The sequence below is a fragment of the Halomonas daqiaonensis genome (assembly GCF_900109725.1).
Classification (GTDB): domain Bacteria; phylum Pseudomonadota; class Gammaproteobacteria; order Pseudomonadales; family Halomonadaceae; genus Halomonas; species Halomonas daqiaonensis.
The window spans coordinates 1-18888 of record NZ_FOBC01000004.1 but is presented as its reverse complement, the minus strand read 5'-3'; the positions used below and the strand labels follow the sequence as shown (position 1 = coordinate 18888).

The window sequence follows — 18888 nt, the reverse complement described above, 5'->3', positions numbered from 1 at the left end:
TTCTCCTTACGAGACCTTGACGACACGGAACATGCCGGCGTCCATGTGGTAGAGCAGGTGACAGTGGAATGCCCAACTGCCCTCGGCGTCTGCGGTGATCAGCGCCGAGACGCGCTCCCCCGGCTTGACGTTCAGGGTGTGCTTGCGAGGAATCAGCTCGCCCTGGCCGTTCTCCAGCTCCATCCACATGCCGTGGAGGTGGATGGGATGTTCCATCATGGTGTCGTTGATCAGGATCAGGCGCAGGCGCTCGTCCTTGTTGATGTGAATGGGTCCCGTCACTTCGCTGAACTTCTTGCCGTCGAAGGACCAGATGTAACGCTCCATATTGCCGGTGAGGTGCAGCTCCAGCTCGCGCTCAGGCTCACGGCGGTCCGGCCAGGGGGTAAAGGCCTTGAGGTCCCGGTAGACCAACATCCGGCGCTCGCTCGGGTCGATTCCTATGCCGGCCTGATCGTAGCGAGAGCCTGGTTGCGCTGTGCCCGCCGCCAGCATGCCGTTGGCATTCATATTGCTGCGTTCATCCGACATGCCCGCCATGCCGGAATGATCCATACCCGACATGCTGGAGTGGTCCATGCCTGCCATGCCGGCGTCATCCATGCCCTGCATGTTGGAGTGATCCATGCCTGCCATGTCTGCCATGCCTTCCATCCCATGGGCTGCCATGGCCTCCATGCCACGATCGGCGATCTGGCGACGCTCGGGGATTTCCCCGGCCATCCCTTCGCGAGGCGCGAGAGTGGCTCGGGCGTAGCCGCTGCGATCCATGGCTTCGGCGAAGATGGTGTAGGCCGTATCGTCTTCGGGTGCGACCAGGACGTCATAGGTCTCGGCCACCCCGATGCGAAACTCGTCGACGGGAACCGGTTGTACCGGTTGGCCGTCGGCGGCCACCACGGTCATCTTCAACCCGGGGATGCGCATGTCGAAGTAGGACATAGCCGAGCCATTGATCACCCGAAGGCGAACTCGCTCACCGGCCTTGAACAGGGCGGTCCAGTTCTCCTCGGGCGAATGACCATTGAGCAGGTAGGTGTAGGTGCTGCCGGTCACGTCGGCGATATCGCGCGAGCTCATGCGCATCTTCGCCCACATCCCGCGCATCTCGGCGGTAGCGTCGAAGCCCTTCTCTCGCACGTCGGCGAAGAAATCGGCGATGGTGCGTTCCTGGAAGTTGTAGTAACCCTCGGCGGTCTTCAGGTTGCGGAAGACTGACGTCGGCTCCTCGAAGGTCCAGTCGGTGAGCAGCAGCACATGCTCACGGTCATAGCGGAACGGCTCACGATCGGCGGCATCGATGATCAGCGGCCCGGCATGGCCAAGCTGCTCCTGCAGGCCGGAGTGACTGTGATACCAGTAGGTACCGTTCTGGCGGACCGGGAAGCGGTAGGTGAAGGTCTCGCCCGGCGCGATGCCAGGGAAACTCACCCCAGGCACGCCGTCCATCTCCGGCGGCAGGATCAGGCCGTGCCAATGGATGGAGGTGGGCTCGTCAAGGAGGTTGGTCACCCGCAGTACGGCATCCTGGCCTTCCTTGAGGCGAATCAACGGCCCCGGGCTGGTACCGTTGATGCTGATCGGGCGGGCTTGCTGGCCCGCGATAGGAATCGACTCGCGACGGATGGCGAGCGCCACCTCAGGACCTTCCTCGACTCCCTTGGAATAGACATTGCTCTGACCCCAGGGATTCGCCCAGCTTGGACGCAAGCCAAGGGCAGCCGCCGAACCTAGCCCCAGTGCCGAGCCACCTTTGAGGATCTGCCGGCGCGACAGCGGATGCGTGATGACTCTGGATCTTGCCATGTGTGATTCCCGTCAATGTCTGGTCGCAGCATATTGACGGGTCAAGCTGAATCACGGCTGAACATAGAGGCTCATGGCACACATTCATCGATCGGGACCGTGATCTCCACCCGCAGGCCGCCGAGCGGGCTCAGCGAGTACCGAACCCGCCCGGCGTATCGCGTCAGCAACTGATCGAGGATAGACAGGCCCAGGCCATAGCCGGGACGGCCCTCGTCCAGGCGGCGGCCGCGCTGGCCGAGAAGGGGAAGCTCCGCCTCGGGCACTCCTGGTCCATCGTCATCGACGACGAGAGTGAGGCGATCGTCCAGACACAACCGGCAGTGAACCTCTCGGGTGGCCCACTTGCCGGCGTTGTCCAGCACGATACCGAGGATCTCGGAAAGGTCCTGCGACTCGACCGGGATACGCTGATCAGGCTGATCCGGCAGGCTCAGGTGGAAGCGCTTATCGGGGTAGAGGGCGCGGAACATCTCGACCAGCCGAGAGCCGTCGCGGCTCAACTCGGACATCCGGCCGGCGTGAGGCCCGGCGATTCTCGAATGTCGCAGCTCGGCGTCCAATTGGGCATGTACCTCTTCCAGACGCGCCACCAGCCGCTGCCGACGCGTGGCATCGATGGGGCGAGAGCCACGTAGTATCTGGGTCACCGCCGCCAACGGCGTCTTCAAGGCGTGAGAGAGGTTGGCCACCGAGTCGCGGGAGCGCTGCAGCCGAGTGTCGATCTCATCCATGAAACGATTGAGCTGAACGACCAGGCTGTCCAGCTCGGAGGGCACGTCCAGTGAGAGTCGCTCACGCTCACCCGTTCGCAGCTCGCCCAACTGGTCGCGCAACCGGGAAAGGGGCACCAGGCCACGGTTCACCGCCAGCAGATTGAGCGCCACCAGCAGCACCAGCAGGGTCGTGGCAATGCCGCCGACCCACCAGTGAAGACGGTGGAGCCCCGCCTCGACCTGGGAGAAATCCTCGCCGATCAGCAGGACACCACCCTCGCCCTCGATCGAGAAGGGCCGCCGGTAGACCAGCAGATGCTGCTGTCCTTCCCGCACCTCGACGAGCGCTTCGTCCGACTCATCGAGTATGGAGGTCAGCATCGCTTGCCAGTGAGGATCAGAGGCCGAGGTCTCATCGCCGATCCGCAGCACGTAGAGGTGATGAAAGACCTGGAAGCCACGGCTAGCCGAATTCAGCACCGCGGCGGTGGAGAGGTGATCGTACCGCAGTTGCTCGACAGCATGGTCGGCCTCACGCTCGAGACGCGCGCCGAGGAAGTCGCGTGCCAGATCCTCGAGCAGGATGCCGTGCAGCAGCCACGTCATCCCGGCTACGACCAGAGCAATACCCGATAACCAGGCCAGCAAGCGGATGCGCAGGCTGCGCCGATCAATGCGCAACGAAGACATAGCCCTGGCCGCGCCGTGTCTGGATGGTCGATTTGCCCACATGGCGCCTCAACCGTGCGATATATACCTCGATTAGGTTGGATGCCGCAGCATCCTGATCCAAGGCGTAAAGCTGGTTGAGCAATTGATCCTTGGAGAGGACATGCCCCGGGTGGTGCATGAAGTAGCGCAGTAGCAGGAATTCGGTGCCGGTCAGGGTGTGCCAGGTGCCGTCATCGATGCGGACACACTGATTCGCCTCATCCAGCGAGACGCCGCCCACGGTCAGCTCCGCGGACAGATGGCCGGACTTTCGGCGCAGCAGTGCCATCACCCTGGCGATGAGCTCGGCTTCGTGGAAGGGCTTCGTCAGGTAGTCATCTGCACCGCCTTCCAGGCCAACCACCTTGTCTTCCCAGGTGTCGCGCGCGGTAAGAATCAGCACCGGCAGGTCCAGGCCGTCCTTGCGCCACTGCTTGAGGAGATCCAGCCCGGAACCGTCGGGAAGGCCAAGATCGAGGATCGCGAGTTCATAGTGCTCGGTTGCCATGAGAGACCTGGCCACGCTCAACGATGTCGCCAGGTCGACACGGTAACCGCTGTCCTTCAGGCACTCGTCCAGGCTCTCGGCGAGCAGGTCGTCATCCTCGAGCAGCAACAGTTTCATGCGGGAGAATCATCCCTGCCTAACAAAGTTACCGTACATGCCGGCCTCGTAGTGGCCCGGGATATTGCAGGCATACTCCAGGTCCCCGACGCCTTGGGGGGCAGTCCACACGAGCTCGGCGGTTTCACCGGGCGCGATGGTCACGGCAGGCATCTCGCCACCTTGCTCCCCCTCGGCCATGTCGTGACCACCATGACCATGTCCTCCATGACCGTCGCCGTGGCTGCCGCCCATCGCCCGCATCATCTCGCGATGCGCCTCCTGGGCCTTGGCATCGCCGATGACGAACTCGTGCTCGACATTACCGACGTTGGTAATCTCGAAGCGAATGGTCTCGCCCGGCGCCACCTCGATCCTCTCGGGATCGAACCACATGTCGCCCGCCTCGAAGCGAATGGTGCGATCGATGTCGGCATCGCTCACCGAAGGTTGGGAGCCCCCGTGACCAGGGCCAGCGAAAGCAGCCGTCGTGGTCAGGCCCAAAGCCAGAGCCAATAGAGTCTTGCGCATCAAGGGTACCTCTTCGTGTCGTATCAGGGTAGAAACGGTTGTAACGCAACAACCTGAAATGAGACTGAACCCGGTCAAAAGGGTTTCACTTGACCAAACGCCTTGACATGACTATGCCCCATAGGTTGTAAGCTAATAGCTGAAGTTAGTCTCGTCTTCTCCAATCGGGGAAGATCGCGTCTCTACCATCGGCAAGATGAGAGGAAATATCATGGTTAACCACAAGCAATTTCTCGCCATCGTCCTGGCCGCCAGCATGGGGGTCGCCGTCAGCGGTGCCGCTTCTGCTCAAGGCATGCAACAAGGGCAGGGCATGCAGCAGGGCGGCATGGGCCCCGGCATGATGGGCTACGGCCAAGGCGGCATGGGCTACGGCCAGGGCGGCATGGGTCCCGGCATGATGGGTTACGGCCAGGGCGGTATGGGTCCCGGCATGATGGGCTACGGCCAGGGCGGTATGGGTCCCGGCATGATGGGCTACGGCCAGGGCGGCATGGCCGGCATCCTCGATGAGGAGCAGCAAAACTCTCTGCAACAGATGCGCAGGGAGTTCCGTTCTGCCCACTTCGAGCGCATGAGCGAAATGATGAACCTGCGTGACGACATGATGCAGTTGATGCAGGCAGAGCAACCGGATCCCGAGGAGATCCAGGCACTGCATGGTCAAATGGCAGCTCTCCACGGCGAGATGGTGGCGGAAAGGGTGCGCATGCATAATCGGATGCAGGATCTGCTAACCGACGAGCAGCGCCAACAGCTGCAGCAGGGAATGACCAATCGCCGCAATGCTCCCTGATGGCCCCCCTGGAGGAGGACGCCCGCTACCAGGCGGACGTCCTCACCAGAGCAAACACATGCAGACTCCTTGCGCTGGATCAATGTCGGGTCCTGCCAGGTCAGCGCAGAATGACAGGGTATCGATGAGGAACTCACCATGACCGTCGCCCAGGCCAGACCGCTGCATCGCACCCGAGCAGGACGCCTACTGGCGTTGCTGCTCGCCGTGCTGCTGTCGGTGACCAGCCTGGCCGGCCATGCGGCCATGGACGCCTGTGCGTCCGACTGCACGACGGCCCAGGTCGAGATGGTGGATAGCACCGACCCCGAGTGCGGCGCCTGTGCGGCCTTGGGCGCGTCGCCCCTCGTTGCCAGCGCGCACCCTGACACCCTGGTCGGCATCGCCACCCCGGCCGTGGTCGAGGTCTTCTCCCCACCGCCGCACCAACCGCCAAGACCCTGACGACTCCCGATTCCACGGTGACGCTGGCCCTCTGCCTGCCACCGGCTTTCCCTGTATCTTCGTCAGGAGTCACACATGATGACCACCGATTGCTTCGCCCTCATGGGCTCGATGGGCTGGATGGGGTGGCTGATGCCGCTGACCGTCATGCTCTTGCTTGGCCTCGGTATCGCCGCGCTCGTCAAATACCTGTTCGTTTCTCGTCACACTCTGGAGGACCGCTCATGAACCGCTTCACTCCCACCCTCTTCTTCTCCGCCGCGCTGCTGCTGGGCGCAGGCACCGCCCAGGCCGTCCTGCCGGCCGAGGCCACCCTCTACAAGAACCCGCAGTGCGGCTGCTGCGACGGCTACGCCGACCACCTCGAGGAGATGGGCATCGAGGTCACCCTCGTCGACGACAGGGATCTCGGCGAGATCAAGGAAGCCGCTGGCCTTCCCTATGGCCTCGGCTCCTGCCACACCATCGAGATGGGCGACTACGTGATCGAGGGCCATGTGCCGCTGGCGGCGGTGGAGAAACTGTTCGAGGAACAGCCGGATATCGATGGCATCGGCCTGGCCGGTATGCCCATCGGCACCCCCGGCATGCCCGGTCCTCAGCAGGCACCCTACGAGGTCTATCAGTTCACCGACCGGCAGGAATCCGACTTCATGACGCTCTGAGGGGCCATCCGGCTTACACACGATGCCGCTTGGGATCGCATCTCCTAAGCCGTCGCTCAGTGGAGACTTGGTTTTGAGTCAGCCACGAGCGGCAAAGCCTCATGCACCAGCACGAGGCAATAGGCCCGGCCATGGCCGGGCCTCATCCAGCCCAGGTGATCCAAAGTGATGCCGTCGCTAAATATCAGTCCTTTCCCAACTATCTGGCTGAACCCGCAGGAATGGGTATTCTTGCTGGCAGCATCCTGACCGCTGGTTTATTGGAGCTGCAGCCTGCCACCCTGCACTGCCATAGTCTTCTTGGAATCTCTCGCCAAACCGATATGCATTTGCCTTACGCCGATCAAGGAGCTACGATGGGAACGGTTCCATAGGCAGCAATCGAATGACATTAACCGCCCAACATCGCACCACGATTCTCGAAGTCGCGCGCGAGGCCAGGGCTTCAAAGACCAGCGTTTCTCGCTACTTCAGCGAAGAGCGTAAGCGTCTCTCGCCGGACATGCAGGCACGTATTGCCGCCGCCGCCTGCCACTTGGGCTACCGTCCCAACCAGATGGCCAGGAGCCTGAAAGGTGGTCACTCAGGGCTGATAGGCATGCTAGTGGCAGATATCCGCAACCCCTTCTCGGTGGCGGTCATGCATGGTGTGGAACAGGCCTGCCGCGAGCACGGCCTATCATTGATGGTCTGCAACACCGACAACGATCCAGCCCAGGAGCGAGAACGCCTTGCCCTGCTCGCTACCTATCGGGTCGAGGGCCTAGTGATCAACGCCGCCGGCAGCCCGGACCGTGAACTTCAGGCCTGGGTAGAAGAGGGCATCCCCCTGGTGTTGCTGGACCGGGAACTGAGTGACGTCGATGCAGAGTTCGTGGGCCTCGACAATGCCCAGGCCATCGACCTCGCCCTGGACCATCTCCAGGCTCAGGGCTATGGCGATCTTCTCTACCTCAGCGAACCGACTGATCAGGCCAGCCCCCGCCAGGTGCGGCTGACATGCTTCCTGCAGGGGGTCGCAGCCCGTGGCCTGGATGGCGAGGTTCATTGCCAGCCACTCATGGAGCACGACGCGCTACAGCGAGCCATCGGCGACTTCCTGGCTCGCTCCGGCAAGCGGCACCGTGCGTTGCTCTGCGCCAATGGAAACGCGACTCTTGCTGCGATCCGGGCCCTGCAAACCCTCGGCGCCCGCCTTGGGGAGACCGGGCTCATGGGCATCGACGAGCTCGACTGGTGCAAGCTGATCACACCGGGCATCACGACACTGGCTCAGCCCACCGAAGCGATCGGTCGTTCCGCCGTGGCATGCCTGATGGCACTCCTCAGTGATAGCACCACCACGACGTTACGGCGCCATGCGCCCGAGCTGATCGTCCGAGGTTCGACCCAGTGCCCAGCACCATGAAACCGCGTATCGACGCCTAGGTCCCAATAATGAAACGCCAGCCACGATTCACATGATTGCGAGGCCCTCCATGTCTGCCCATGTTTCTCCCGCCCCGGAGCTCCTCACCTTTGGTGAGGCCATGGCCATGTTCGTTGCCGAGAACCCCGGCGAGTTGGCCGACGTCGAATACTTTCAGCGCCGAATCGCCGGTGCCGACACCAACGTCGCCATCGGTCTGGCTCGCCTGGGCTTTCATGTCGGCTGGTTGAGCCGGGTCGGTGATGATGGCTTCGGCACCTTCATTCGCCGCACCCTGGAGGCCGAGGGGCTGAACTGCCAGCATCTGGCAATTGACCCCGACCACCCCACCGGCCTGCTGTTCAAGGAGCGCGCTCTGAAGGGTGACGACCCGAGGGTCACTTACTTCCGTCGCGGCAGTGCCGCCAGCCACCTGGCCCCCACCGATGCCGACGCCATCGACTTTCCGACGCTGCGCCATCTGCACGCCACCGGCATCCCGCCCGCGCTCTCGTCTAGTGCCCGGGCGTTGTCGCGACATATGCTCACCCAGGCCCGCGAAGCCGGTGCCAGTGTCTCTTTCGACCCCAATTTGCGCCCCAGCCTATGGTCGAGCGAGGCCGAGATGCGCGAGACCCTGAACGACCTGGCCGCTCATAGCGACTGGGTGCTTCCCGGCCTGGCAGAGGGCCGTCTGCTCACCGGCCGAGACAGCACCGAAGCAATCGCCGACTTCTACCTGGAGCGCGGCGCCAAAGCGGTGATCATCAAGCTGGGGCCGGAGGGCAGCTATTATCGCGGTACCCTGGACGACCGGCTGGAGAGCTTCACCCTCGCGGGCTTCCCGGTGGCCGAGGTGGTAGATACCGTGGGCGCCGGTGACGGCTTCGCAGTGGGCGTGGTCAGCGCCCTGCTCGACGGCCGCTCTCCCCGGGAAGCGGTACGCCGCGGCAACCTGATCGGTGCACTGGCGGTGCAGGTGGTGGGTGACATGGAGGGCCTGCCCAGTCGCGACCGTCTCACGGCGCTTGAAGCCGAACTGTCCGCTCAGTAGACATCCTGCTCGCCAGCCCCAAGGAAGCCTTAACAATGAAGAAACGCATCCTCGCCTATGGCCGCCTGAACGACGATCAGCTGGCCCAGCTTGGCCAAGACTTCGAGGTCCAGACCTGGCCTCAGCCGACGACCCGGCCTTCCGTTCAGCGCTGCCCGACGCTCACGGGCTGATCGGAGCCAGCGTGGCGATCACCGAGGCGCTGGAGATGGGCCGCATTCGCGCTGCCGGCCTGGACGTGTTAGAGCAGGAGCCGCTGTCGCCTGAGTCCCCTCTGCCGCACATGACGAATGTGGTGGCCCTGCCGCACATCGGCTCGGCCATTCATGAGACGCGCAATGCCATGGCTCAACGGGCAGTGGACAAACTGATCCTGGCACTCAAGGGCGAGCGCCCGATCAGCCTGGTCAACGAAGCCGCCTGGAGAAGCGTTTGACCCCACCGCTCTGTCGGCTCTTCGACCCCGACAACAAGACGACAATCTGGTGAACAGCGAGGTCCTGTGCTTTGTGGTGAGAGGCAGGGTGGTCAGGTCAGCTGCCGCACGGCATGCTCCACCCCACGCAGCTCCGCCAACCCCTTGAGGCGTCCGTAGAGCGGGTAGCCCGGCGCAGTCTTGCGCTGCTGGTCATCGAGAATATGGTGGCCATGGTCGGGGCGCAGCGGCAGGCGCGGGCCGCCTTCCCGCTCGCGGCGCCGCTCTTCGGCCACCAGCGCGGCGATCACCGCCACCATGTCGACATCGCCGTCGAGATGCGCTGCCTCGTGGAAGGAGCGCGGGTCCGGCACCTCACGTCGGGTGGCACGCAGGTGGGCGAAATAGATACTGGGGCCAAAGCGCCGGACCATATCGGCCAGGTCGATGTCGGCGCGCACCCCGTAGGAGCCGGTACAGAGGGTCAGGCCATTGGCCGGGCTGGGCACGGCATCGAGGAGCCATCGAGCGTCGTCCGGCGTGGAGACCACCCGCGGCAACCCCAACATCGGCCGGGGCGGGTCGTCGGGGTGGATCGCCATGCGGATACCCACCTCTTCGGCCACTGGGATCACCGCCGCGAGGAAATACCCTAGGTGCTCGCGCAGGCGCGCGGCATCGATATCGGCATAGTCCGCCAGCACGCCGCGGAACTGCTCCAGGCTGTAGTGCTCCTCGGCGCCCGGCAGGCCGGCAATCAGGGTACTGATCAGCGTATCGCGGCCTGTCGCGTCCAGGGCCTCGAGATAGGCCCAGGCCTCGGCCTTCTCGGCATCGGCATACTCCGCCTCGGCGCCGGGACGCTTCAGCAGGTAGAGGTCGAAGGCGGCGAAGGCCACCTGGTCGAAGCGCAGCGCCAGTGCCCCGTCCGGTAGCGACCAGCTGAGGTCGGTGCGGGTCCAGTCGAGGACCGGCATGAAATTGTAGCAGACAGTATCGATGCCGCCGGCCGCCAGGTTCCGCAGGGTCTGGCAGTAGGTGGCGATCAGGGCGTCGCGCTCCGGCCGCCCCTGCTTGATCGCCTCGGGGACCGGCACGCTCTCCACCACCGACCAGGAAAGACCGGCGGCCTCGATCAGCGCCTTGCGCTCGCGGATCGCTTCCAGCGACCAGGCCTCATCATTGGGAACCTCGTGCAACGCCGTGACGATGCCGGTGGCCCCGGTCTGGCGGATCTCTTCGAGGCGGATGGGGTCCTTGGGGCCGAACCAGCGCCAGGTAGCTTCCATGGGGATCTCCTCTCAGCCTCGCGCCAGGGCGGCGAGCGCCCCATCGAGGCCCTGTTCGCTCAGGGAACGATAGGCGGCGAGCACCGCGTCGGCAAAGGCGGCGTCGGCCGCCAGGGCCGGCGGCACCACATCGTCCATGGCCAGGAAGGCCGACACCAACGCCTCGGGGTCCTGGCCGTGCCGCGCATGACGCTCGGCGAAGCGCGACGCCAGGGGGTCGTCCACCGTGTAGGCGGCGCCCGCATGGTCGCGACCGACGGTGTAACGGATCCAGGCCGCCAGGCCCAGGGCGACGCAGGGTGCCGCCTGCCCCGCCTCGCGGCGTGCCAGAGTGCCCTGCAGCCAGCGCTGTGGCAGCTTCTGGCTGCCGTCCATGGCGATCTGGTGCAGGCGGTGGCGCAAACTGTCGTTGGCGAAGCGCGCCAGCAGCGAGTCGGCATAGGTAGCCAGGTCGGTGCCCTCGGGCATGACGAGGGTCGGAGCCGCCTCCTCCAGCATGTAGCGACGCAGCAGGGCCCGCAGGTCGTCGCTGCTGACCGCGTCATACACCGTCTCGATGCCTGCCGGTGGGCCCAGGTAGGCCAGCAGCGAATGGCTGCCATTGAGCATCCGCAGCTTCATGGTTTCGAAGGGCGCCACGTCGGCGACCATCTCCACGCCATCGCCCTCCCAGTCGGGGCGCCCTTGGGGGAAGTCATCCTCGATGACCCACTGGATGAAGGATTCGCTGACCACGTCATTGGGGTCCTCCACGCCGAGCTCGGCAAGCCGGGCGAAGTCGGCCTCGGTCATGGCCGGCACGATGCGGTCGACCATGCTGCAGGGAAAGGCTACCTCGCCTTCGATCCACGCAGCCAGGGCGGCATCGCGCCGCTCGGCCAGTTGGATCACGGCATTGCGTGTGCGCTTGCCGTTGTCCGGCATATTGTCGCAGGAGAGCACCGTGAAGGGGGCCAGGCCGGCCGCCTGACGCCGCGCCAGCGCCTCCACCAGGATCCCCGGCGCCGTACGCGGCTGGGTGGGCGTGTCGATATCGGCGGCGATCATGGGGTCGTCGGCGAGCAACTCGCCGCTGGCCGGGTTGAGGAAGTAGCCCTTCTCGGTGACGGTCAGCGTAACAATACGTGTCTCGGGCGAGGACAGCCGCGCCAGCAGGGCCTCGAGGTCACGCCCCCAGCGCCCCTCGGCGTCGCGGCCACCGACCTTTTCCTTGCCGGTGAACAGCGTCTCCTCGATCGTCCCGATCTCACGCAGGGTCAGGGTCTCGCTGTCGGCGTACTCCGCCACATGATAGCGGTAGCCGGCGTCGCGTAGGCCATCCACCAAGCCGACGCTCGAGCGCAGGTTGGCGCTGCAGACACCCCAGTCGGCGTCCCCCGTACGCTGACGATAGCGCTCCAGGTAGACCGCCTGGTGGGCGCGGTGGAAGGCGCCGAGGCCGAGGTGGACGACGCCGATGCGGCCCGCCGGGGGTGCTGCGGGAAGATGTGTCAGGTTCATGGGCATCCCTTTCGTTGCTGGATTCAATGAGGTGTCGTCTATTCGCCCATCAGCAAATTGGGCAACCACAGTGAAATCGTCGGCACATAGGACACCAGCATCAGCACGGCGAGGTTGCAGGCCAGAAAGGGCACGATGGCCCGCGCCACGGTCAACATCGGCAGCTTGCCGATGCCCGCGACCACGAACAGACAGACCCCTACCGGCGGGGTGGTCAGGCCGATCATCAGGTTGAGCACCGCCATGACGGCGAAATGCACCGGATCCATGCCCACGCCGGTAGCCACCCCCAGCAGCGCCGGGAAAAGGATGATCAGCGCCGCAATGGTTTCCATGAAGGCGCCTACGAACAGCAGGATCAAATTGAGGATCAAGATGACGATGATTGGATTCTCGCTGATGGCCAGAATCGTACTGGCGACCATCTGGGGAATCTGCTCGCTGGTAAGGATCCAGCCGAAGAGGTTGGCCAGCCCCACCATCAACAACAGCGCCGAGGAGGTGAAGACGGTATCGGTGAGGATCGCCGGCAACTTGCGCCAGGTGAGCCCCTTGTAGACGTACATGCCGACCACCAGGGCGTAGAGGCTGGCAACGATGGAGGCCTCGGTGGGGGTGAAGAATCCACCGATGATCCCGTAGAGGATGATCGCCGTCATCAGCAGCGCCCAGAAGGCGGTGCGCCCCTCGCGCAGCAGCTCTAGGAAGGTGGCCCGCTCGCCCTTGGGGTAGCCACGCCGCACGGCGAGGATATACACCGTCACCATCATCGCCAGGCCCAGCAGCAGGCCGGGGATGGCACCGGCCAGGAACATGCGCCCCACAGAGACTCCGGAGAGCGAGCCAGCAATGATCATCGGCACGCTGGGCGGAATGATCGGTCCCACGGTGGAGGAGGCGGCGGTAACCGCTGCGGCGAACGGCTTGTCGTAGCCAGACTTCGCCATGCCGGGGATCATCACCGAACCGATGCTGGCCGCGTCGGCCACAGCGGTGCCGGAGATGCCGCCGAAGATCATCGAGCCCCCCACATTGGCCAGGCCGAGTCCGCCACGGATATGGCCCAGCAGTGCATTGGCGAAGCGCACGATATGCTCGGTGATGTTACCGACGTTCATCAGGTTGCCGGCCAGCACGAAACCGGGTATGCACAGCAGCACGAAGGTGTCGATGCCCGCGTACAAACGCTGCGGCACGATGGTCAGGGAGATGCCTTCAAGCAGCAGATAGGCGACCGACGCGATGCCAAGGGCGAAGGCGATGGGCATGCCGATCAACAGCAGGACCAGGAAGGTGCTAAACAGGATGATCACTTCCATCACGGCTTCTCCGATTCGGTGCGATCAGGCGCACCAAAGATGGCAACTAGCCCCTCCAGGAAGCCGATAACGCTGTAGACCAACAACAGCGCAAACATCACCACCGTGGAGAAGAAAATGTAGAGCATGGGAACATTGAGGGTAGGCGAGGTCTGCCAGGCCCCGTTCTGGGCGTACTGCCAGGCGTAGGGCAGCACCAGTCCGGCGAAGCCGCCAATCAACAGGCAGATCAACACCTGGTAAACGGCCCTCGAGCGAGGTCCGAGGTGGTGGTGGAAGAGCTCCACACTGACGTTGCGATGCTGGCGCAGCACCACACCCAAGGACAAGGCCACCATGTAGATGAACAGGTAACGCGACAGCTCCTCGGTCCAGGACAGCGAGAACGGCAGGAAGAGGCGCGACGCGATCTGTAGCAACACCGTGCCGGCGATGGCCAAAAGAGCCAGGACGGCGAGAAAGGTGAACAGGGAGTCGACCCAGCCGATCAGGCGCCCCAGGGGGCCATGAAAGGTGGGCACGGACGAAAGTGGATCCAGCTGCTCAAGCACTTCCCGCTCGGCCGGCTTGTAGTCGGGGTCCATACGCATTCCTCGTGGTGCCAGCGGGCACCCTGTTGCGGAGGACGAGCCCACGCCAGGCATGGGCTCGTCCGGATGCGATATCACAGGTCCTGGATGGCCTCGAAGATTTCACGCTGCTCCTCGTTGAGGGCTTCGAGCACCGCCGGGCGGGCCTTCTCTACGAAGGCGTCGATATCCACCTCGACGAACTCCATCCCACGCTCCTCGAGATCTTGACGCAGGCGCTGCTCGTCCTCGGCGAAGAGCTGGGCCTCATAGGCCTGCATGGTATCGGCCGCCTCGAAGACCACCTCCTGCAGGTCCTCCGGCATGCTGTCGAGCTTGTCCTTGCCGATCACCACATAGATCCAGCTGCGCACGTGGCCGGTGAGGTTCACGTAGTCCTGCACCTCGTCGAAGCTGGCGCTCTCGATCAGGCTTAGCGGGTTTTCCTGGCCCTCGATGGTGCTCTGCTGCAGGGAGGTGAAGACCTCGCTAAAGGCCATCGGCGTCGGCCGGGCACCCAGCGCCTCCCAGGTATCCACGAACAGCGGCACGTTTGGCACGCGCAAGCGGAGCCCGTCGAGATCATCGGGATGCGTGATCGGGCGATTGGAGGTCAGGTGCCGCGGACCGCGCTCGAACCAGGCCAGGGGCACCAGGTTGGTGCGCTCAATGATCTGCGCCACGATCTCCTCACCGATCTCGCCGTCGACCGCGGCACGCATGTGCTCGGAATCACGGAAGGCGTAGGGCACGGCCATCATGGCGGCTTTGGGTGCCCAGTTCTGCAGGCTCTCGCCGGTGATGGTCATGTCCGCGGTCCCCAGTTGGATGCTGTTGATCACGTCCATTTCGGCGCCGAGCTGCTCGTTGGGATAGAGCTGCACCTCGATGCGGCCGTCGGAGTTGGCTTCCACCTCCTCCTTGAACTTCTCCGCGGCCTGGTGCCAGATGTTCTCTTCGTTGGCCAGATGACCGAATTTCAGGGTGAAGTCTGCCGCCAGGGTAGCCTGGCTGCCGATCAAGGCCGCCCCGAGGACGACGCCGGTCAATAGTTGCTTGAACATGGTGTTTACTCCTGCACTTTGGTGTTGTGCGCTGTGGTAGTGCCTGGGTTGGCGTACCCCGTCAGATGCTGATCTGAATCAGCACCTTCCGAGCCCTTTCGGGATGATGATCGAGCATGTCGATGGCGCCGGGCATCTCGGCCAGAGGCAGGCGATGGCTGACCAGCGCCAGCGGATCGAGACGTCCCGAAGCCATGAGATCGATCACTTCCGGAAACTTGCGATTGTTCAGTCGCGAGCCGACCAGGGTCAGCTCCTTCTTGATCACCTCCAGTTGCACGAGGTCACTGGGGTTGACATTGAAGCCGATCAACCCGATGCGCCCCGCCGCCGAGGCGATACGCAGCATCTGCGGCAGTAGCGCAGGGACGCAGGCGGCATCGGCGATCAGCGGAATCCCTTCGCCAGCTGTCAACGTCTGTATGGCGGCCTCGACATCCTCCTCGCTGCCATTGAAGGTTCGCGTCGCGCCAAGTTCACGGGCCGTGGACAAGCGCTCGTCGATCACATCGGTGACCGTGATATCCTCGATACCCAGGGCACGCGCCATCTGCAGAATGGTCAGGCCGATCACACCGGCGCCGAAGATCAGCAAACGATCACCCGGGATGGGCTGCATCCGATCCAGTACGTTGGCGGCGATGGTGTAGGGCTCGACGAGGGCCGCCGCATCCAGACCCACGTTTTCGGGAAGGTGGTGGGCGTTTCTAGCCGGTACGTTGACCCGCTCCTCGAAACCGCCATTGCGGTGTACGCCGATCACCTGGAGAGCGGTGCAGACATTGGGACGGCCGATACGGCATGGATAGCACTCACCGCAGTTCACCACCGGGTCGATACAGACTCGATCCCCGATCGAGAGGCCCTCGACACCCTCGCCAAGCGCCTCGATCGTGCCAGCGAACTCATGCCCGGTGATACGAGGAAAGCGCACGAAGGCGTTGTCGCCATGGATGATGTGCATGTCGGACCCACAGATACCCGCATAGGAGACGCGAACGAGTACTTCACCGGGAGCGGCCTGGGGTACTTCGACCTCGGTGATGGTGTAGTCCAATGGCGCACTGACTTGAAAAGCTTGCATGTCGTTATCTCCTTACCAATGCCATAGCGTGCCGTCTTCGAGACGGTTGACGGGCAGACTGGCGCGCTTATAGGGGTATTGCTTGGCCAGTTCCTCGTCGATATCCACGCCATGCCCGGGGGTTTCGCCGACGATGAAGTGGCCCTCCTCGAAGCGATAATCGTGGGGAAAGACAGCGTCGGTTTCGTCGGTATGGGACATGTGTTCCTGGATGCCGAAGTTGGGTACCCAGGTATCGAAGTGGACGGCCGCGCCCAGACACACCGGCGACAGGTCGGTGGGACCATGAAAGCCAGTACGCACGTGATAGAGCCCGGCCAGATCAGCGACGCGCCGCATGTGGGTGATGCCGCCACCGTGGGACAGGGGGGTGCGGATATAGTCGATCCACTGGTTCTCGAGCAGTTCCCGATAGTCGTGGATCGAATTGAACACTTCGCCCACCGCCAGCGGCGTTGTGGTGTGCTGGCGAATCAGGCGGAAGCCCTCCTGATTCTCGGCCGGCACACAATCCTCCAGCCAGAACAGGTGATAAGGCTCGACCGCCTTGCCCAGGCGCGCCGCCTCGATGGGCGTCAGGCGGTGATGGACGTCGTGCAATACGTGCAGATCGTCACCGAAGCGTTCACGTACGGCAGCGAACAGCTTGGGCACGTGGTTGAGGTATTTCTCGGTGCTCCAAACATGTTCGGCGGGAAGCTCGGAATCGGCCGGCTCGTAGCGCTCCCCCTCGCGCTTGGCGACCCCGTAGATGGTGGCAATGCCGGGGATGCCTGCCTGGACACGCACCGCCCGATAACCAAGCTTGACGTGCGCCTCGACCTCCTCGAGACAGGTATCGATGTCCTTGCCGGTGCAGTGGGCATAGGTCATCACCCGCTCGCGGCTCTTGCCGCCCAGTAGCTGATAGAGCGGCATACCGGCGAGCTTGGCTTTGATGTCCCACAGCGCCAGATCCACCGCGGCGATGGCACTCATGGTCACCGGGCCGCGACGCCAGTAGGCCCCCCGGTAGAGGTAATGCCAGATGTCCTCGATGCGCTGCGGATCGCGGCCGATCAGCGCCGGGACCACGTGCTCATCGAGATACGCCACCACGGCCATCTCGCGGCCGTTGAGGGTGGCGTCGCCGATGCCGTAAACACCCTCGTCGGTCACGATCTTGAGGGTCACGAAATTGCGCCCCGGAGAGGTGACGATGGTATAGGCATTTTCGATCTTCATTGGCTCGCCTCCTCGACGAGTGACGGGGTCTGCTGGCTTTCGAACATCTCGGGGAAGCGGCGCACCAAATCGGGTAGGGAAGCAAGTATCTCTCGCAAGTGTAGACGCATGACCTCATCGGCCACTTCGCCGTTGCGATCCTCGATGGCCGAAACGATGGCCGCATGCTGGTCGATGAGCCGGGCAATGGGGGTGGTATCAGGCATGCTGAGGTAGCGTACCCGGTCTAGCTGTGCACGTACCTCCACGACGACCTTCCAGGCGGCGTGCTGCTCCACCCCCAGAGAGAGGGTGCGATGGAAGATTTCGTCGAGCCGGTAGAAGCGGTCATGATCGTTAGACGTGATACAGCGCCGCTGGCGCTCCAGCAGGTCGTGTAGCTCGTTCAGGGTATCCGCAGAAACGCCCTGGCTGGCCGCCTGCCGCACTACCGCAACCTCGATGGCCTCTCGCACGAAGCGCGCCTCGAGCACCGCACGCTGCGAGATCTTCACCACATAGGTGCCGCGTTGGGGGCGTACTTCCACCAGACCGGCCTCGGAGAGACGGATGAAGGCCTCGCGCACCGGCTGCCGGCTGACCGAAACGGTCTCCGCAATCTCCTTCTCCGACAGAGCCTGCCCAGGCACCAGCACCATCCGGATGATCGACTGACGCAACACCTGATAGAGCCGCTGGCGAACAGAATCGCCACCTCGCGTCTCCTGCCATAGCGCCTGCAAGGTCATATTCATGATGCTCGCCCCAATTCGGTGAACAGGGAGGTCAGGCCTCCTAAACTGATATGACTAGTATGGTAGTATGGCAAGGACAAATCATCGCCTAGACTTTGGTATAGTGTCTGACGATCAATTCCTGGAGGTCGAGGGGTCAAGCGATTTGGGAGCGATGGATGACCAGCCTGGACAGCTCTCGGCCACGACAGCCCCCACGGCTCAGGAACCCCATCAGCGAGAGCTGGCAGAGGGGGACGGCCTTGCGTTTCTTCGTTCGACTATGGTTCCCGCCCTTGATACCTGAATCCAAGCAATCGAGCGGATGAACTATAGAGTGCGGGAACATCGATCGTACCTACGATAAGACCTTCAAGCCCAGAAGGACCAACCATCCAGGCCGATCTCGGCCGCGTTCTCCACCTGGGCCACACTGCCGCCCATCACCTCGGTGAGACCGGCGCGGATGTCGGCCTCGCTGCGCCGCACCTTCTCGTTCTCGAGCATCAGTTCGCTGATACGCAGCCCGCTCTCACGGCACATGCGCAAGAGATCGGCGGCGGTTTGGAAATCGTAGGGCAGCGAGGTGGTATCGCTATCCAGCTCACTCCCAGCAGCTTGGGCCTCATTGACGACGAAGCCCCCGCCCACCGAGTAGTAGGTGTTCCGGTAGAGCTCGCCGTCGTCGGTGTAGGCGATCAGCCGCATGGCGTTGGGATGGTGGGGCAGACTCTCTTCGAAGAGCTGCATGTCTCGCGCCCACAGGAAGGGTACACGGTGGTGACCATCGAGGTGCAGCGCCTCGGCTTCCCGCAGAGTATCGATGCTGGGGCCGATAATGTCGGGGTCGATATGGTTGGGCCGCTCGCCCATCAGGCCCATGATCACCGCACGATCGGTGCCGTGGCCGATACCGGTGGCCGAGAGCGAGCCGTAAAGCTGCACCTCGACGCGGGCAACTCGCTGGAGCAGCGAG

At 63.6% G+C, this 18888-nt stretch carries 21 protein-coding genes and 1 pseudogene; 9 read left to right on the top strand and 13 right to left on the bottom strand.

Annotated elements, in window-relative coordinates; translation table 11 throughout:
• Positions 1–6: 6 nt before the first annotated feature.
• From BMY30_RS03935 to BMY30_RS03920, 4 genes are all read right to left on the bottom strand, one after another.
• A complete protein-coding gene (locus tag BMY30_RS03935; protein ID WP_089710827.1) occupies positions 7–1806 on the bottom strand; it encodes a copper resistance system multicopper oxidase in 1800 nt (599 codons plus the stop codon).
• A gap of 71 nt (positions 1807–1877) precedes the next feature.
• A complete protein-coding gene (locus BMY30_RS03930) occupies positions 1878–3212 on the bottom strand; it encodes an ATP-binding protein (protein WP_089710825.1) in 1335 nt (444 codons plus the stop codon).
• Entirely contained in the window at positions 3193–3858 is a 666-nt protein-coding gene (locus tag BMY30_RS03925; RefSeq protein ID WP_089710824.1) for a response regulator, read from the bottom strand. Before BMY30_RS03925 ends, BMY30_RS03930 begins: the two co-directional genes overlap by 20 nt.
• Positions 3859–3867: 9 nt before the next feature.
• Positions 3868–4368: a cupredoxin domain-containing protein gene (locus BMY30_RS03920; protein ID WP_089710822.1), complete on the bottom strand. Its 501-nt coding sequence runs from the start codon at positions 4366–4368 to the stop codon at positions 3868–3870.
• A gap of 211 nt (positions 4369–4579) precedes the next feature.
• Between BMY30_RS03920 and BMY30_RS03915 the strand changes: the two genes are divergently transcribed.
• The 9 genes and pseudogenes from BMY30_RS03915 to BMY30_RS03890 form a co-directional block, all read left to right on the top strand.
• Entirely contained in the window at positions 4580–5164 is a 585-nt protein-coding gene (locus BMY30_RS03915) for a Spy/CpxP family protein refolding chaperone (protein ID WP_170840067.1), read from the top strand.
• A 138-nt stretch (positions 5165–5302) separates the two neighbouring features.
• The gene (locus tag BMY30_RS03910) at positions 5303–5608 is read left to right on the top strand and encodes a hypothetical protein (protein WP_089710820.1); all 306 of its coding nucleotides are present in this window, start codon (positions 5303–5305) and stop codon (positions 5606–5608) included.
• Between the two features lie 75 nt (positions 5609–5683).
• Positions 5684–5836, top strand: a complete 153-nt coding sequence (locus tag BMY30_RS17790; protein ID WP_170840066.1) for a hypothetical protein — start codon at positions 5684–5686, stop codon at positions 5834–5836.
• Positions 5833–6273, top strand: coding sequence for a DUF411 domain-containing protein (locus tag BMY30_RS03905; protein ID WP_089710818.1), 441 nt, complete (start codon positions 5833–5835; stop codon positions 6271–6273). Before BMY30_RS17790 ends, BMY30_RS03905 begins: the two co-directional genes overlap by 4 nt.
• 101 nt (positions 6274–6374) lie before the next feature.
• Entirely contained in the window at positions 6375–6647 is a 273-nt protein-coding gene (locus BMY30_RS17525; protein WP_139195465.1) for a hypothetical protein, read from the top strand.
• Between the two features lie 11 nt (positions 6648–6658).
• Positions 6659–7681 carry a LacI family DNA-binding transcriptional regulator gene (locus BMY30_RS03900; protein ID WP_089710816.1) on the top strand — a complete coding sequence of 341 codons (1023 nt, stop codon included), beginning with the start codon at positions 6659–6661 and terminating at the stop codon, positions 7679–7681.
• A gap of 70 nt (positions 7682–7751) precedes the next feature.
• Positions 7752–8735 carry a sugar kinase gene (locus tag BMY30_RS03895; RefSeq protein ID WP_089710814.1) on the top strand — a complete coding sequence of 328 codons (984 nt, stop codon included), beginning with the start codon at positions 7752–7754 and terminating at the stop codon, positions 8733–8735.
• Positions 8736–8770: 35 nt separating this feature from the next.
• Complete coding sequence (locus tag BMY30_RS17785) at positions 8771–8908, top strand: hypothetical protein (protein WP_170840065.1); 138 nt, start codon at positions 8771–8773, stop codon at positions 8906–8908.
• A 14-nt stretch (positions 8909–8922) separates the two neighbouring features.
• Positions 8923–9171: pseudogene (locus BMY30_RS03890) on the top strand (NAD(P)-dependent oxidoreductase); the annotation flags it as partial.
• Positions 9172–9263: 92 nt separating this feature from the next.
• Here the strand turns inward: BMY30_RS03890 and uxuA are convergent.
• From uxuA to BMY30_RS03840, 9 genes are all read right to left on the bottom strand, one after another.
• Positions 9264–10439 (bottom strand): mannonate dehydratase, encoded by a 1176-nt coding sequence (gene uxuA / locus BMY30_RS03885; protein WP_089710812.1) that lies wholly within the window; start codon positions 10437–10439, stop codon positions 9264–9266.
• A 12-nt stretch (positions 10440–10451) separates the two neighbouring features.
• Positions 10452–11939 carry a mannitol dehydrogenase family protein gene (locus BMY30_RS03880; RefSeq protein ID WP_089710809.1) on the bottom strand — a complete coding sequence of 496 codons (1488 nt, stop codon included), beginning with the start codon at positions 11937–11939 and terminating at the stop codon, positions 10452–10454.
• Positions 11940–11977: 38 nt separating this feature from the next.
• The gene (locus tag BMY30_RS03875) at positions 11978–13258 is read right to left on the bottom strand and encodes a TRAP transporter large permease (protein WP_089710807.1); all 1281 of its coding nucleotides are present in this window, start codon (positions 13256–13258) and stop codon (positions 11978–11980) included.
• Positions 13258–13842 (bottom strand): TRAP transporter small permease, encoded by a 585-nt coding sequence (locus BMY30_RS03870; protein WP_089710805.1) that lies wholly within the window; start codon positions 13840–13842, stop codon positions 13258–13260. The genes BMY30_RS03875 and BMY30_RS03870 overlap by 1 nt, the downstream gene beginning before the upstream one ends.
• 80 nt (positions 13843–13922) lie before the next feature.
• The gene (locus BMY30_RS03865) at positions 13923–14891 is read right to left on the bottom strand and encodes a TRAP transporter substrate-binding protein (protein ID WP_089710802.1); all 969 of its coding nucleotides are present in this window, start codon (positions 14889–14891) and stop codon (positions 13923–13925) included.
• Between the two features lie 61 nt (positions 14892–14952).
• Positions 14953–15975: a Zn-dependent oxidoreductase gene (locus BMY30_RS03860; protein WP_089710799.1), complete on the bottom strand. Its 1023-nt coding sequence runs from the start codon at positions 15973–15975 to the stop codon at positions 14953–14955.
• 12 nt (positions 15976–15987) lie between these two features.
• Entirely contained in the window at positions 15988–17199 is a 1212-nt protein-coding gene (gene manD, locus BMY30_RS03855) for a D-mannonate dehydratase ManD (protein ID WP_089710797.1), read from the bottom strand.
• Positions 17196–17933 (bottom strand): GntR family transcriptional regulator, encoded by a 738-nt coding sequence (locus BMY30_RS03850; protein ID WP_089710795.1) that lies wholly within the window; start codon positions 17931–17933, stop codon positions 17196–17198. Before BMY30_RS03850 ends, manD begins: the two co-directional genes overlap by 4 nt.
• Before the next feature lie 351 nt (positions 17934–18284).
• On the bottom strand, positions 18285–18888 hold a 604-nt coding region (locus BMY30_RS03840; RefSeq protein WP_280140875.1), incomplete at its 5' end, for a serine dehydratase beta chain.

What these genes read in the sequence shown, in the direction of transcription:
- BMY30_RS03935 (WP_089710827.1), bottom strand. Translation starts at nt 1,806, where the DNA reads ATGGCAAGATCCAGAGTCATCACGCATCCGCTGTCGCGCCGGCAGATC.
- BMY30_RS03930 (WP_089710825.1), bottom strand. Translation starts at nt 3,212, where the DNA reads ATGTCTTCGTTGCGCATTGATCGGCGCAGCCTGCGCATCCGCTTGCTG.
- BMY30_RS03925 (WP_089710824.1), bottom strand. Translation starts at nt 3,858, where the DNA reads ATGAAACTGTTGCTGCTCGAGGATGACGACCTGCTCGCCGAGAGCCTG.
- BMY30_RS03920 (WP_089710822.1), bottom strand. Translation starts at nt 4,368, where the DNA reads ATGCGCAAGACTCTATTGGCTCTGGCTTTGGGCCTGACCACGACGGCT.
- BMY30_RS03915 (WP_170840067.1), top strand. Translation starts at nt 4,580, where the DNA reads ATGGTTAACCACAAGCAATTTCTCGCCATCGTCCTGGCCGCCAGCATG.
- BMY30_RS03910 (WP_089710820.1), top strand. Translation starts at nt 5,303, where the DNA reads ATGACCGTCGCCCAGGCCAGACCGCTGCATCGCACCCGAGCAGGACGC.
- BMY30_RS17790 (WP_170840066.1), top strand. Translation starts at nt 5,684, where the DNA reads ATGATGACCACCGATTGCTTCGCCCTCATGGGCTCGATGGGCTGGATG.
- BMY30_RS03905 (WP_089710818.1), top strand. Translation starts at nt 5,833, where the DNA reads ATGAACCGCTTCACTCCCACCCTCTTCTTCTCCGCCGCGCTGCTGCTG.
- BMY30_RS17525 (WP_139195465.1), top strand. Translation starts at nt 6,375, where the DNA reads ATGCACCAGCACGAGGCAATAGGCCCGGCCATGGCCGGGCCTCATCCA.
- BMY30_RS03900 (WP_089710816.1), top strand. Translation starts at nt 6,659, where the DNA reads ATGACATTAACCGCCCAACATCGCACCACGATTCTCGAAGTCGCGCGC.
- BMY30_RS03895 (WP_089710814.1), top strand. Translation starts at nt 7,752, where the DNA reads ATGTCTGCCCATGTTTCTCCCGCCCCGGAGCTCCTCACCTTTGGTGAG.
- BMY30_RS17785 (WP_170840065.1), top strand. Translation starts at nt 8,771, where the DNA reads ATGAAGAAACGCATCCTCGCCTATGGCCGCCTGAACGACGATCAGCTG.
- uxuA (WP_089710812.1), bottom strand. Translation starts at nt 10,439, where the DNA reads ATGGAAGCTACCTGGCGCTGGTTCGGCCCCAAGGACCCCATCCGCCTC.
- BMY30_RS03880 (WP_089710809.1), bottom strand. Translation starts at nt 11,939, where the DNA reads ATGAACCTGACACATCTTCCCGCAGCACCCCCGGCGGGCCGCATCGGC.
- BMY30_RS03875 (WP_089710807.1), bottom strand. Translation starts at nt 13,258, where the DNA reads ATGGAAGTGATCATCCTGTTTAGCACCTTCCTGGTCCTGCTGTTGATC.
- BMY30_RS03870 (WP_089710805.1), bottom strand. Translation starts at nt 13,842, where the DNA reads ATGGACCCCGACTACAAGCCGGCCGAGCGGGAAGTGCTTGAGCAGCTG.
- BMY30_RS03865 (WP_089710802.1), bottom strand. Translation starts at nt 14,891, where the DNA reads ATGTTCAAGCAACTATTGACCGGCGTCGTCCTCGGGGCGGCCTTGATC.
- BMY30_RS03860 (WP_089710799.1), bottom strand. Translation starts at nt 15,975, where the DNA reads ATGCAAGCTTTTCAAGTCAGTGCGCCATTGGACTACACCATCACCGAG.
- manD (WP_089710797.1), bottom strand. Translation starts at nt 17,199, where the DNA reads ATGAAGATCGAAAATGCCTATACCATCGTCACCTCTCCGGGGCGCAAT.
- BMY30_RS03850 (WP_089710795.1), bottom strand. Translation starts at nt 17,933, where the DNA reads ATGAATATGACCTTGCAGGCGCTATGGCAGGAGACGCGAGGTGGCGAT.